Source organism: Streptomyces sp. NBC_01092 (assembly GCF_045039535.1).
Lineage (GTDB): Bacteria > Actinomycetota > Actinomycetes > Streptomycetales > Streptomycetaceae > Streptomyces.
The window spans coordinates 10,860,875-10,874,642 of sequence record NZ_CP108659.1 but is presented as its reverse complement, the minus strand read 5'-3'; the positions used below and the strand labels follow the sequence as shown (position 1 = coordinate 10,874,642).

At 65.5% G+C, this 13,768-nt stretch carries 7 protein-coding genes and 4 pseudogenes; 7 read left to right on the top strand and 4 right to left on the bottom strand.

The features are described from left to right. Window positions 1–489: 489 nt before the first annotated feature. Window positions 490–725, top strand: a pseudogene (locus OG254_RS48425) (DUF3710 domain-containing protein); the annotation flags it as partial. A gap of 158 nt (window positions 726–883) precedes the next feature. After that, a complete protein-coding gene (locus tag OG254_RS48420; RefSeq protein WP_405594535.1) occupies window positions 884–2,050 on the top strand; it encodes an alginate lyase family protein in 1,167 nt (388 codons plus the stop codon). Window positions 2,051–2,702: 652 nt separating this feature from the next. On the opposite strand, the gene OG254_RS48415 is transcribed toward OG254_RS48420, so the two are convergent. Continuing rightward, window positions 2,703–3,800, bottom strand: coding sequence for an IS630 family transposase (locus tag OG254_RS48415; RefSeq protein ID WP_405595640.1), 1,098 nt, complete (start codon window positions 3,798–3,800; stop codon window positions 2,703–2,705). 2 nt (window positions 3,801–3,802) lie between these two features. Here OG254_RS48415 and OG254_RS48410 point away from each other — a divergent pair. Next, a pseudogene (locus OG254_RS48410) lies at window positions 3,803–4,426 on the top strand (IS701 family transposase); the annotation flags it as partial. 357 nt (window positions 4,427–4,783) lie between these two features. Here the strand turns inward: OG254_RS48410 and OG254_RS48405 are convergent. Further along, window positions 4,784–4,951, bottom strand: a pseudogene (locus tag OG254_RS48405) (replication-relaxation family protein); the annotation flags it as partial. A 1,500-nt stretch (window positions 4,952–6,451) separates the two neighbouring features. Between OG254_RS48405 and OG254_RS48400 the strand changes: the two are divergent. Then, complete coding sequence (locus OG254_RS48400; protein WP_405594533.1) at window positions 6,452–7,477, top strand: 6-phosphofructokinase; 1,026 nt, start codon at window positions 6,452–6,454, stop codon at window positions 7,475–7,477. A gap of 46 nt (window positions 7,478–7,523) precedes the next feature. Here OG254_RS48400 and OG254_RS48395 read toward each other — a convergent pair whose 3' ends face one another. Then, window positions 7,524–7,916, bottom strand: a complete 393-nt coding sequence (locus tag OG254_RS48395; RefSeq protein ID WP_405595638.1) for a transposase — start codon at window positions 7,914–7,916, stop codon at window positions 7,524–7,526. After that, window positions 7,893–8,308, bottom strand: a pseudogene (locus OG254_RS48390) (IS21 family transposase); the annotation flags it as partial. The pseudogene OG254_RS48390 and the gene OG254_RS48395, both read right to left, overlap by 24 nt. 1,173 nt (window positions 8,309–9,481) lie before the next feature. Here OG254_RS48390 and glsA point away from each other — a divergent pair. The 3 genes from glsA (at window position 9,482) to OG254_RS48375 (ending at window position 13,676) form a co-directional block, all read left to right on the top strand. Continuing rightward, complete coding sequence (gene glsA, locus OG254_RS48385) at window positions 9,482–11,161, top strand: glutaminase A (RefSeq protein ID WP_405594531.1); 1,680 nt, start codon at window positions 9,482–9,484, stop codon at window positions 11,159–11,161. A gap of 52 nt (window positions 11,162–11,213) precedes the next feature. Then, window positions 11,214–12,233: a glutamine synthetase gene (gene glnII / locus OG254_RS48380; RefSeq protein ID WP_405594529.1), complete on the top strand. Its 1,020-nt coding sequence runs from the start codon at window positions 11,214–11,216 to the stop codon at window positions 12,231–12,233. A gap of 177 nt (window positions 12,234–12,410) precedes the next feature. Further along, window positions 12,411–13,676, top strand: coding sequence for an ammonium transporter (locus OG254_RS48375; protein ID WP_405594527.1), 1,266 nt, complete (start codon window positions 12,411–12,413; stop codon window positions 13,674–13,676). The last annotated feature ends 92 nt before the right edge of the window (window positions 13,677–13,768 follow it).

Sequence of the window (13,768 nt, the reverse complement as noted above, 5' to 3'; positions counted from 1 at the left end):
CGGATCGGCTGCGGCACACGACGGTCATCGCGTCGGCTGCGGTGACGGCGAGGATGGCGACTTGCCTGGCGACTTGGAGGCAAAACTGCGGGAACGGCTCTCCTGACGGACCGGCCGGGTGGGCGACGCACGCGTTCTCAGGCATGGGTTGTTCCTCGTGGGTGTCTCGGCGGTGCAGGTCGGGGGCGTGCCGTGCCCCCGTCGTGGGGTTGCCGCCCGTGGCCGCGCGGGAGCGCGATGGACAGTGCCGTCGTGCCCTTGAGGGCACGCCCTTCGGCCCGGCGTCCGGGCGGGGTGGGAGGGCCCTCCGCGGCCCCGACGTTCCGGCAGGCTGCGAGCCGGGCCAGCCTGAGCCGTCCCGAAGGGACGCCCTTCGTATGGGAGCAGGTGTGCGGACCCCGGCCGCCGACGCGGGCAAGCTCATCGGCGGTGGGCGGAGCATGTGGCCGGGGGCTCGGTGCCGCCCGCCCCACGGTCCGGCGGCCGGGGTCCGGCCGGGCGGGCGCGGTGCAGCCGCAGGCGGCCGGCGTGCTTGAGCAGATCTTCGGGACACGGTCGTGGTCCGCGGCGAGGGCCCGATGGCGCCCCGCGATCCGATCGTCCTGAAGCTGCCGAACGACGCTCAGATGGTTCCCGAGGGCGTCCAGCAGGCGGAGGCCGGTTCGCGCTTCTCCGGCGGCATGGGCCAGCTCCAGCGCGGACCGGAGATCACCAAGGTTCGCTGACATCGTAGGGACACCAGGGCTGTACCCCCTCAGGGGTGCGGCCCTTTCTCGTGCGTGAACTCTTGACTGCGCATTTGGTCTGTACTTACCGTCTCCGGTCAACGCGTCTGTTCATGGGGGCTTCGCGTTCATATGCAAGAACGGAAGGCCCCTCACGCATGCGCAGAACCGCACTCTTCGCGGCCGCGGCCGCCCTCGTCGCTGGTGTTCTCGCCTGGCTCGCCGGTGCCGCTCCCAGCACCTTCGCCCATCCTGGAGTCACGGTCTCCAAGTCCCAGCTGGACTTCGTGCGCACCAAGGTCAACGCCGGCGCCCAGCCGTGGAAGGGCGCGTTCGACCAGATGACGGCGAGCAAGTACGCCGATCTGAACCGCGCCCCCAAGCCGCGTGCCGTCGTCGAGTGCGGCTCGTACTCGAACCCGAACTACGGCTGCACCGACGAGCGCGAGGACGCGATAGCCGCCTACACCGACGCCCTCGCCTGGTACATCACCCGCGACGAGCGCTACGCGCGCAAAGCCATCGAGCTGATGGACGCCTGGTCCGGGGTGATCAAGGACCACACCAACAGCAACGCGCCCCTGCAGACGGGCTGGGCCGGCTCCTCCTGGCCGAAGGCCGCCGAGATCATCAAGTACACGTACACCGGGAGCTGGGCGAACTCCGGACGGTTCGCCACCATGCTCCGCGACGTGTACCTGCCCAAGATCATCAACGGCTCGAACTCCAACGGCAACTGGGAGCTGTCGATGATGGAGGCCGCCGTCGGCATCTCCGTCTTCCTGGAGGACAAGGCGTCGTACGACAAGGCCATGGCGAAGTTCCGCACCCGCACCGCCGCCTACGTCTATCTGTCCTCCGACGGCGACCTGCCCAAGACCGTGCCCAGCCAGAACCTCAACACCCGCGAGAAGATCGTCAACTACTGGCAGAAGCAGTCCACCTTCGTCACCGGCCTCACCCAGGAGACCTGCCGCGACTTCACCCACACCGGATACGGCATCTCCGCGATCTCACACGTCGCGGAGACCAGCCGGATCCAGGGCCAGGACCTGTACGGCACGGACGTCGGCGAGCGGCTGCGGCAGGCGCTCGGGTTCCAGGCCAAGTACCAGCTGGGTACGGCCGCCCCGAGCTGGCTGTGCGGCGGCTCGCTGAAGCTCGGCCTCGGCCCGGTCACCGAGGTCGGCTACAACGCGCTGCACAACCGCCTCGGCATCGCGATGGCCAACACCCAGACGCTGACCGAGCGAGGCCGCCCGGCCGGCAGCAACAACCTCTTCGTGGCCTGGGAGACCCTCACCCACGGCGACAACCCCAGCTGACCCTGAATCCCGTACAGGTCGCCAGGGACGTGCTGGTGGCGGCCCTCCTGGAGCGGCGAGAGCGGTCGGGAATTCGCCGGCGAGAGGGGCGGCCTGCGCGAGTCCGCGGCGGGCCGTTGGGGCCAGGCGGCCGTCGCCGTCGGCCACCTGCTGATACCCGCGGCGAGATTCCTCGTGGCGTCCGATGTCGCGCAGTGCCTTGGCCCGGTGGTAGACCGCCATCTCCTGCAGCTCGGCGGGCTGCCGTGGGCGGGCGGGGCGAGTGGCTCCCACACCAAGTCGCCGACGTAGGAGAAGGCCGCATCGATGAGTCGGCCCACCTGGTCGAGGTTGAAGTCGCGGGCCAGGCGCAGCCCCTGCCGTAGGACGCCGATCTGACGCCGGTTGCCGATCTGACGGGGTCTGTGGGATCGGCGCACGGGAGTCCTCGTTGAGTCGCCGGGCCCCCTTCGAGGCGAGCGGAATGGATTTCGGCCATGATCATTCGGTCATTTCGTGGCTGATGGCGGGCATGTGCTGCGTCGATTCGGGAACGACATGAGGACAAGCGCTGATGAGCGGAACTCCTCCATGGACCCGCTACGGGGTAGCAGGCACGGGAGCCCGAGTGGTGCGAGATAGAGCTAGTGTGATGGGCCAGAAGTACTGAGGGTTAGTTCTGCTCTGTTTTCTGGCTGCTGGTTCCGACCTTGGTGAGGTAGTCGGCGAGGGAGTTGAGGATTTCGTCGGCGGTCTTGGTCCAGGTGAAGGGCCGTGGGTTCTCGTTCCAGGTGTCGATCCACGCGGTGATGTCGTCCTCCATGGCCTTCACCGACGTGTGGACGCCCCGACGGATGAGCTTGTCAGTCAACAGGCCGGACCACCGTTCGACTTGGTTCATCCAGGAGGAGCCGGTCGGGGTGAAGTGGACGTGGAATCGGGTGTGCTTGCGCAGCCACGTCTTGATCTCGGCGGTGTTGTGGGTGGCGTAGTTGTCACAGGCCAGGTGGACGTCGAGGTCGGCCGGCACTGCCTTGTCGATCGTGACCAGGAACTTCTTGAACTCGATGGCCCGGTGGCGGCGGTGCAGTGCCGATATGACGGTGCCGTCGGCGATGTTGAAGGCCGTGAACAGGCTGGTGATGCTGTGCCAGTAGTAGTCGTGGGTACGCCGCTCGGGCATGCCGGGCATTATCGGCAGCACCAGCTGCGAGCGGTCCAGCGCCTGGATTTGCGACTTCTCGTCCACGCACAACGCCACCGTCTTCTCGGGCGGGTGGTGGTACAGGCCGACGACGTCGACGACCTTGGCGACGAACTGTGGATCGGTGGAGAGTTTGAAGGAGTCCTCAAGGTGCGGCTTGACGTCAAACCGCTTCCAGATCCGCCCGATCGTCGATTTCGACAGGCCGGTACGCTCGGCCATCGAGGCCCGCGACCAGCGCGTGTCCTTGGCCGGACTGGACTCCAAAGCCGCCACGATGACGTCCTCGACCTGATCAAGCAGGATCGAGGGCGGCCGGCCCACCCGGGGCTCCTCGGACAAGCCGGCGAGGCGTTTGACGATGAACCGGGCCCGCCAGCGTTCCACGGTCGACTCATCAACACCAAGGTCGGCCGGTGCCTGCCGGTTCGTCCCACCCTCCGCACAGCGCAGCACGATCTTTGCCCGAAGCACCAGATACTGGGCCGTCTTCGCCCGCCTCGCCCATCGGATGAGCTGATCCCGCTCAGCCTCACTCAGGACCAGGTCAGCCTTCGGCCGACCGATTCGCCGACGGCGGTTACGGCGATACGGCAGCCTTCCGGCTCGGCCTGGAAGAACGCAGGCTCACCTATGTGGTGGGCATCTCGACCACCACGACCGCCCAGCCGGAAGAAGCACGGCCGCACCTCCCGCCCTACGGCGGCCGCGGTCCCCGGCCGCAGCCCGTCTACCCTGAGCCGGCACAGACCGTGAAGAAGCTGGTCATCGCCGCAGGGAAGCAGGCGGCCCGGCCGGTGCAGTGGCGGGAAGGCTCCCGCCCGGGCAGCGGCCGCAGCGGCGTCAAGCGCATGTACTCACGGTTCGTGGCCCTGCGGATCCGTCCCGCCGGACGCGAGATCCGCAAAGCTGCCGGCGGCCCGGAGCTGCCCGTGCGCTGGCTGCTGGCCGAATGGCCCGCCACCGAGCCCGAACCCGTCCAGTTCTGGCTGTCCAACCTGCCCGCCGACACCCCGCTGGCCACCCTCGTGCGCACCGCGAAACTGCGCTGGCGCGTCGAACACGACTACCGCGAGATGAAGCAGGCCCCGGGCCTGGCCCACTTCGAGGGCCGAACCTGGCGGGGCTGGCACCACCACGTCACCCTCGTCTCCGTCGCGCATGCCTTCTGCACCCTCCAACGCATGACCCGGAGGCGCCGTGGTCGTCGAGGTTGTCGAGCGCCTGGTCCAGCGTCTCGACCGCGTCGCGGCCGTAGCGCCACCACAGGGCCCGCGCGGGCCCCTGTCGGCCAGCAGCGCCAGCGTGGTGGCCAGCACCGGCACCGTGCCGTCGTAGTCGCGGTAGCCGTCCAGCTCACCCCCGCTGCCGCTGTAGTCGGTGTGCCAGCCGCACTGCCAGTGCTCCTGGGACAGGCGGCCAACCTCCTGCATGATGCGCGGGCCGACCGGCTTGGTGAACACGAGCGCGACGGGCAGGAAGCCGCCCCGGCCGGAGTCCTCCCGCAGCGTCGACCACAGCGGCACGTCCCCGCCGCGGTGGTCCTTCGCAGTACGCAGGAAGAAACGGCGGTAGCTGGCGACTTTGTCGGCGACCTGTGCGGGCGGCTCGGTCTGGTTGTCGACTTCCACGAACAGCACCGGCACGCCGTCCTCGGGCGCGGTCAGGACGGCGTCCGCGCGCAGCGTGCCCCGGCCGGGCGCGGTGAACGTGCCCACCACGGGCAGGGCGACCTCGGTGGTCCAGCCGCGCAGCTTGCCCAGTCCCGGCGGGCGTGTCACAGACGTCGCCACCGGCTGAGCGGGAACGGCGGCCGCGCCGTCGGGCTGATGCGCGCGGCCGACCCGGCTTGGTGGGCAGCGGTTCGGACTGGCGGAACGCGTCGATCGTGTCGGTCACCTTCAGCGCGTGCGCGGCGCCGGCCTTCGCCGCGTCCCTCGCGGAGCCGCCCATCTCTCGCAGCGGGCGGTCCAGTTCGGTCGCGGCCGCCGCAAGCTCAGCCGTGGTGAGATTCCACAGCTGCTCCGTCACCGGCTGCCCCGACTTGCCCAGGCGGCTGGTCGACCCGACCGACTCCACCAGCCCCGCGCCCCTGAGGTACTTGCACGCGTTGCGCACCGTCTGCGCATCCGCCGTCCCGGGCAGCACCAGCTGGCGCAGCTGCGAGGCCGTGCCAACCTTCACCACCCCCAGCGCCAACAGCATCAGAGCGCGCACCCGCGCCGTGGATCCGTACGGCCACCGCCGCGTCCCGCCCACTCGATCCCCTCCGCTCCTTCGCCCTCGCCGCGTGTCCCACGACCCGTGGCGCGCCCGCCGGGCGCGCGCAGCGCCGGAGCCGCCCCGGGGCCGGGGCGGGCACCTGGGCCCCCAGCGACCCCGAGACGACCAACTCCACCACCCCTCACTGACAACAGGTGGGAGTAGGAGGGGATGTCGAAGCGCTGGTCAGGCCCGGATCCGTCCGCTGAGCTGCACGAATGCTGCATCACGAACACATGATCATTGTAGGGGCGAGTGTAGGGCAAGCAACGGTGCTTGCGTTTCGGTGCGCACCTGTTCCCTGCTGCGCACCGGTTGCAGCGTCTTTCCCGACGGCGGCTCCCCTTCCCTAAGGCAGGCTTGCCCAGGACATGCGCGCGGGCAAGCCTGGACAAGCGGTCGGTCAAGCCGTCCGCCCCTTGCGGTCGAGGGTATGCAGCGCTGGTGGCGGTAGTTCAAGGTGAGGCAGTGAGCGACAAGTACCCCGTTGAGATCGCTGACGAGATGCGCCAGGCCATGGACACGACCCTGCGGAAGGGCTTGCAGAGGGACCTGCGCGCCCTCGCTGCCAACATCCGGGCCGACCGCAGAAGGTCGGTACGCCGACGCCGATCCCGGGTGGCAGGCCGGAGTCGAGTGGGCGCTGCTCTGGATCGAGAACACCGCCAGCCAGCTCACCGAGGGCAGGCCGTAGCCAGCCGCCGGCCACTGGCCGTGACGGGCCCGAGGCGGTCTTGAAGTCCGCCTCGTCCGGGGCCGGGCGTGCAGCACCCTCCATCGCCATCGATGCCGACCGCACAATCCGAACGAGCCTGGATCGCACCAGGAGTCCGCGGAGTGGTCACTGCGGATCGGATGGAGGGAGGCTGGAGAGAGATGATCCATGTCCCCACGTCGGTTCCGATCTCCGAGAGGTTGCGACCAGGTGGGGTGACCCAGCGCAAGGGAGGGCAACCATGAAGGTCGGAGTGCTGACCGGCGGCGGGGACTGTCCCGGCCTGAATGCCGTGATCCGCAGCGTCGTCCGCAAAGGTGTCCAGGACTACACCTTTGACTTCGTCGGACTGCGAGACGGCTGGCTCGGAGCGCTTCAGGGCAAAGTCGTGCCACTCGACATCCCCAGCGTGCGGGGCATCCTCCCCCGCGGCGGAACCATCCTTGGCTCCTCCCGCACCAACCCGCTCAAGCACGAGGACGGGCTGCGACGCGTGGAGGACACCCTTGCCGCGCACGACGTGGACGCGCTCGTCGTGATCGGCGGCGAGGACACGCTCGGTGTGGCAGCCGAGCTGAGCCATCAAGGGATCAATCTGGTCGGCGTGCCGAAGACCATCGACAACGACGTGATCGGCACCGACTACACCTTCGGCTTCGATACCGCCGTCGGCGTCGCGACCGAGGCCATCGACCGTCTCCACACCACGGCCGAGTCGCACATGCGCACCCTTGTCGTGGAGGTGATGGGGCGGCACTCCGGATGGATCGCCCTGCACGCCGGCATCGCGGGCGGTGCCAACGTGATCCTCATCCCGGAGCGTCCCTTCGACATCGATCAAGTCTGCGCATGGGTACAGAGCCGATTCAAGATCAACTATGCGCCGATCATCGTGGTGGCTGAAGGGGCCGTCCCCAAAGAAGGGCAGATGATCCTCAAGGACCAGACGCAGGACGAGTTCGGCCATGTGCGACTGTCCGGCATCGGCGAGTGGCTCGCCCAGGAGATCTCGGAACGCACGGGCACGGATGCCCGCACCACGGTCCTTGGTCACATCCAGCGCGGCGGCACCCCGAGCGCCTTTGACCGGTGGCTGGCCACCCGCTTCGGGCTGCATGCCGTCGACGCGGTCAAGGACGGTGACTTCGGCACAATGGTGGCCTTGCGCGGCACCCAGATCATTCGTCTTCCCCTCGCCGAGGCCACAGCACAGACCAAACTGGTCGATCCGTCGCTGTACAGCGAGTTCGAGGTGTTCTTCGGCTGAAAAGCCCAGGCGCCCGCCAGATCGCAGTCATGCCCGCCGGTCCGCCTCAGTCCGCGTTCGGTACGACCGCCATCGGGCAACAGGCGCGGGTGACCGGTCCCAGTCCACTCTCTGAGCTCGACTCTGTCGGGGATCTTGGAGCCGCCGAGGTCAGTTGCCCAGGGTTCGCCAGGAGGTAGTTCTGGAAGGCAGTCGGTCGGCGGGGTGTGAGGGCCTCCTCGGTTGGTGGCAGTCCGATGAGGCGTTCGATGTTGACGGCGATGGTCGTCAGGACGTGCTGGATGTGGGCCTTTCCCTGTCCGCGGTAGCGGCAGCGCCGCATGCCGTATCCGTGGGCGACCTCGTTGATGGTGCCCTCGACTCCGGAGCGGACCGCGTAGCGGGTCTTGCACTCGGGTGTCTGTTGCTCGGTGCGGACGCGGAAACGGGACCAGGCCAGCCATGCGCAGAACAGCGTGGTCTTGCGGCCCTTGATCACCGGACCGTCGCCGAAATCGTACTGAAGCCAGAGCCTCGGCTCGGTCACCACGGCCGATAGATCCGGCGCCGACCGGCCCTGAACTGGGCTTTCGCCTCGGCGACGGTGCGGCGGGTGATGCGTTCCCCGCCCATGAAGCCCATCGCTGTGATCCGCTTGTGGACCACGTCCGCGCGGACCTTGCCCTGCGAACGGACCACCAGTTCCTCGATCTTCGGCAGGTAGTCGTCGATCGCGCGAGCCCGGTGACGGTGCTGGTCAGGGTTCTGGCCAGCGGCCCGCATCTTCACAAAACGGGCCACCGTGTGGTGGTCGCACCCGGCCAGCTCGGCCGCGGCGCGGTAGCTCCCCGTGTGATGAGTGGAATCACCACGCCAACGACCAGGGGCCCGGCCTCGTCACCACCCCGCCCGACCTGGCCATTTCACCCTCCCGACCCAGGATGAAAGAGGTTCAGTGTCCGGCATGCACTTCGGAAAGCGAGGAGCGCACCGCTTCTTGGCGGAGTAACGGCCTGCTCGAGTGCAGCGGAGTCGCGCGGTCGGAACTATGAGGCCTGGACCGTCGCACCATCCGATGGAGCGCCACCGCCTTGGAATCCACCAACCTCTCGTGGCGAAAACTCCTGCCCAACGGGCCATCCTCCTCCCGCTTGTCTGAGTGCTCATCACCTCAAAGGGCACGTAGGTGCAAATACCGGACGGAGTCGGGCGAGTGATACTCCGCACGACCCCCCGGCCTTCCACACAAGAAGGGGATGGGATCGGTGAGAGTTCCCGCTTCTACCTCATGTCAAAGTTCGAATAGGCAATCGTGAGGCTGATAAGGATGCCTGACACCTGTATGTTAAGTAGACTGCCAGCACGGCGAAAACTGCGAATTCTGAAGTCCTTTCGATGCTCTAAGACTCTCTCGTAACTGCTTGGCTCGGTGGTTGAGGGTGGGGTGTTGGGTTGACTTTGCCGCAGCACTGCTGGCGACTGGGCACGTGCGACATTGTGCAAGCGGCGATGCTGTTTGGCGTGCCAATACTGGCTGTCGCCGCGGCGATCGACGTTCCTCATGATGCACCAGATTCTTCATCCGTGCGACGGCGTGACGGACTCGGTCTCGCACCCACCGATGGGAGGTTGTTGTGTTCGTCTTTCCAGCCCTTGAGCCCATTGCGACTTGCCTAACGGCGGTGAAGGATGAGAGCCCCTGTGCCCTGATAGCCACCGTCGACGCGTATGGCCGCCTTGCTGTAGGCCGTGTCCATTCCGGATTCGCTCAACGCGGTGTCATTGTTGCCGTTGCCCGGAAGTTGGCGGCCGACAGCCAACTCGTGCTAGTCCCAAGGGCCGTGACCAAGCATTCGACTTTCCATCCTTGCGCCTTCGCTGCCCCGCGCCGTCTCTCGACGGACGCTTGTCACACCGGAAGTGGTTCAACCAGAGACCCGATACATGGCCCAGCTGGTGCAGAAGCAATCTGCTTGTGTGCGTGAGCTGTGGCAAGACCGACGCCGAACCGCATTTTCTACCTAGATGGGTTCGAGCTATGAAGTGGAAGACATGACAAAGAACACCGCCAGTTCGCTGTCGATAAGGCAGGCCGAAACTAAAAAGACACGTAACATGAGTAGCGCCCCCCAAGAAGTTGATAGACCGGCCATACGGCAGCTATTCGACTCGTTCAAGAAGGATGCGGAAGGCAATGTCTCCCGCATGGAAGTCCTTTCACGACTCGAGCGGGCCGGTATCCTGCCCGACGATCCGCGCGTCGATCACGCGCTGAAGGCGGTAGCCGAATCTTCCCCTGACGGGCCAAATCTGAACCTTGACCGATTCGCCAAGTTGTGCCAGCAGAGCGGAGGGTTACTGGAGCGATCGATCACTGGCGCTCTCGTGATCCCTGACTTCGTGTCCTTCACAAATTCCATTACTGAGATCTATACCGACCTTCTAGGAGAAAAGCGCGGCGCCGTTGCCGACTACATACCGCAACTGAAGCGCGTGTCACCCGATCGCTTTGGGATCGCTGTCTGTACAGTCGATGGGCAGCGGTTCAGCATCGGCGATGCAGGTGTGGAATTCTGTGTTCAGTCGGTCTGTAAGCCGGTCAACTATTCGCTGACACTTGACGAGCATAGTGCCGATATAGTACATCGTCACGTTGGCCGTGAGCCGAGCGGTCGCAAATTCAACGAATTGTCCGTGAATGGTGACGGTCTCCCGCACAACCCGATGATCAATTCGGGCGCCATCATGAGCTGTTCGTTGATCAAGCGATCATTCGACATGGCTGACCGATTCGACTTCGTCGCAGATACATGGCGGCGGCTCGCCGCCGGCGGGCCGGTGGGTTTCAACAACTCAGTCTATCTCTCGGAACGGCAGACCGCCGACCGGAATTTCGCACTCGGCTACTTCATGCGCGAGAGTGGCGCCTTTCCGGACGGGACTGATCTGGTAGAAACCCTGGAGTTCTACTTCCAGTGCTGTTCAATCGAACTGGATGCCAGGGGATTGGCGTCCGTCGCCTCCACATTCGCCAACGGCGGAGTAGTGCCGCTCTCGAACGACCGAGTCTTCGCTTCTGACTCCGTGAAGAAATGTCTGTCTTTGATGTCTTCGTGCGGCATGTATGACTACTCCGGCGAGTTCGCCTTCCACATCGGCCTTCCGGCGAAGAGCGGAGTTTCCGGCGCCTTGATGCTGGTAATCCCGCAGGTCATGGGAATCGCCATCTGGGCACCCCCTCTGGATTCACTGGGCAATTCGGTTCGAGGCATCGAATTCTGCCGGAAGCTCGTGGGGAGATACACCTTCCATATCTACGATTCACTCACCGCTGAAAATTGCGGAAAGCAGGATCCCCGCCTAAAGAGGAACCAGTCGGTAATGGACACAACGATCCGTCTTCTGTGGTCGGCGAGCGCCGGAGACCTGGAGGGCGTTCGCGCCGCCCTGGCATCCGGCGTATCGGCGAATGCGTGCGACTACGACGGTCGCACGGCGCTTCACCTTGCTGCGGCAGAAGGACACGTTGAAGTCGCGACTCACCTGCTGGAGCGCGGAGCAGAAGCACAGGCCGTCGACCGCTGGGGAGGGACGGCGCTGACCGACGCGGAGAACGGCGGCCACGGAGCCATCGTCAAACTGCTCCGGCACGGTGCCCCCACCGGCGAGCCGCCCCCAGTTTCTCTCACATCAGAGACTGCCTGACCAGACCTTCCGAGCAGAAGCCACACACAACCATCAATCCTGGAGAAATGCGATGAGTTACCGAGCCGAGTACATCTGGATGGACGGTACCCAGCCGACCGCCAAGCTCCGTTCGAAGACGAAAATCCTCGCCGACGGGGCCGAGCTGCCGATCTGGGGGTTCGACGGGTCCAGCACTAACCAGGCCGAGGGCCACGCCTCGGATTGCGTGCTCAAGCCTGTCTTCTCGTGCACCGACCCGATCCGAGGCGGTGATGACGTGCTCGTGCTGTGCGAAGTTCTCAATACGGATATGACGCCGCACGCCTCCAACTCCCGCGTCGCGCTGCGTGAGGTGGCCGAAAAGTTCTACGCACAGGAGCCGATCTTCGGAATCGAGCAGGAGTACACGTTCTTCAAAAACAGCCGCCCGCTTGGCTTCCCCGAGTCTGGCTTTCCGCCGCCTCAAGGCCACTACTACTGCGGCGTCGGCGCCGACGAGATTTTCGGCCGCGAGATCGTCGATCAGCACCTCGACAACTGCCTCAAAGCTGGTCTCGGAGTCTCGGGCATCAACGCCGAAGTCATGCCCGGCCAGTGGGAGTTCCAGGTCGGCCCGCTGTCCCCGCTGGAGGTCGCCGACCAGCTGTGGGTCGCTCGCTGGCTGCTCTACCGCACCGCCGAGGACTTCGGCGTCTCCGCAACTCTCGACCCCAAACCCGCCAAGGGTGACTGGAACGGCGCCGGCGCGCACACCAACTTCTCCACCAAGGCCATGCGCGAAAGCTACGACGCCATCATTGAGGCCTGCGAGGCCCTCGGCCGCGACGACAAGCCGCTACGACACATCAAGAACTACGGCATCGGCGTCGAGTCCCGACTCACCGGCGCGCACGAGACCGCCCCGTGGAGCGAGTTCAGCTACGGCGTGTCCAACCGCGGTGCTTCGGTCCGCATCCCGTGGCAGGTCGAGGTCGACCGTAAGGGCTACATCGAGGACCGCCGTCCGAACGCGAACGTCGACCCTTACGTGGTGACCCGCCTCATCATCGACACATGCTGCACCGCCCTGGAGAAGGCCGACCTCGTCTAACGACCCCGTGCACGGTTGGCCGCGCCACGTGGCGGTCTGCACGCTGGCGGTGTTCACGCTCGACGGCCGCGGGAGTGGGTGGCTGTCTGCTGGTGCCCACTGCTCTCGTCCCGCACCACGATTCACACTCGATCAACCCCCTGTGCCTCAGCGGCTCTCAACGAAATGGAGACATCGATGCCGGAGCAATTCGATGCGGGCGATACCTCGTTCGTCCTGATCAGCGCGGCACTCGTCATGCTGATGACACCCGGACTGGCCTTCTTCTACGGTGGCATGGTCCGGGTCAAAAGTGTGCTCAATATGCTGCTGATGAGCTTCATCAGCCTCGGGATAGTCAGCGTGCTGTGGGTAGCCTACGGCTATTCCCTCGCCTTCGGCGACGATCTTGGTGCTGGACTCCTGGGTGACCTGAGCTACGCCGGATTGAAAGGAATCACGGGCGTCACCCTGACGGGCACCATCCCCGTATTCGCCTTCGTCGTCTTCCAGTTGATGTTCGCCATCATCACGCCTGCGCTGATCAGTGGTGCGATCGCGGACCGCGCCAAGTTCGGTGCGTGGATCCTGTTCATCGCCCTTTGGGTAACTCTGGTCTACTTCCCGGTGGCCCACTGGGTGTGGCAATCCGATGGCTGGATCTTCAGGCTTGGTGTCAAGGACTTCGCCGGCGGCACCGCAGTGCACATCAATGCTGGAATGGCTGCCCTGGGCGCGCTTTTCGTGCTGGGCAAGCGTGTCGGATTCAAGAAGGAGACGATGCGCCCGCACAGTCTGCCTCTAGTGATGCTCGGATCAGGCTTGCTATGGTTCGGATGGTTCGGCTTCAATGCCGGCTCGGCCCTTGCCGCCAACGGCACGGCAAGCATCGCTTTCCTCAACACTCAGGTAGCCACAGGCGCGGCGATGATGGGCTGGCTGATCTGGGAACGGCTCAGGAGCGGTAGTTTCACCTCACTCGGTGCCGCGTCAGGAGCGGTGGCAGGGTTGGTGGCTATCACTCCGGCTTGCGCCGCGGTGGACACATGGGGGGCCATCGCCATCGGCAGCGTCGCCGGTTTCGTGTGCGCTTGGGCCGTCGGCCTAAAGGAGCGGTTTGGATACGACGACGCCCTCAATGTTGTCGGTGTTCACGCTGTCGGCGGCTTCGTCGGAACGCTCCTCATTGGCGTCTTCGACACCACTGCTGGCCTCGTTGCCGGTGCTGGCTTCGGGCAGTTGGGGAAGCAGGCAATCGGCGCCTTCGCAGTCGCCAGCTACTCCTTGGTGCTGACTTGGCTTCTGGCCAAGGTAATCGATGTCAGCATCGGCTTCCGGGTTTCTCACCAAGACGAAGTCGTTGGAATCGACCTGGTTGTCCATGCCGAGACTGCCTATGATTTCTCTGCGGTGAGCGAACGTGCGTCGGGCGCCCCATCGCTGCCGGGCGCCCGAAAGTCTTAGTACTGCAACGGTGTTTGACGTGACTGTTGGGCAGTTTTTGAGGGGCTGTGTCCGCGTCGTTTGTAGTGGCTGATGCGGGCTTGGTGCTGGCG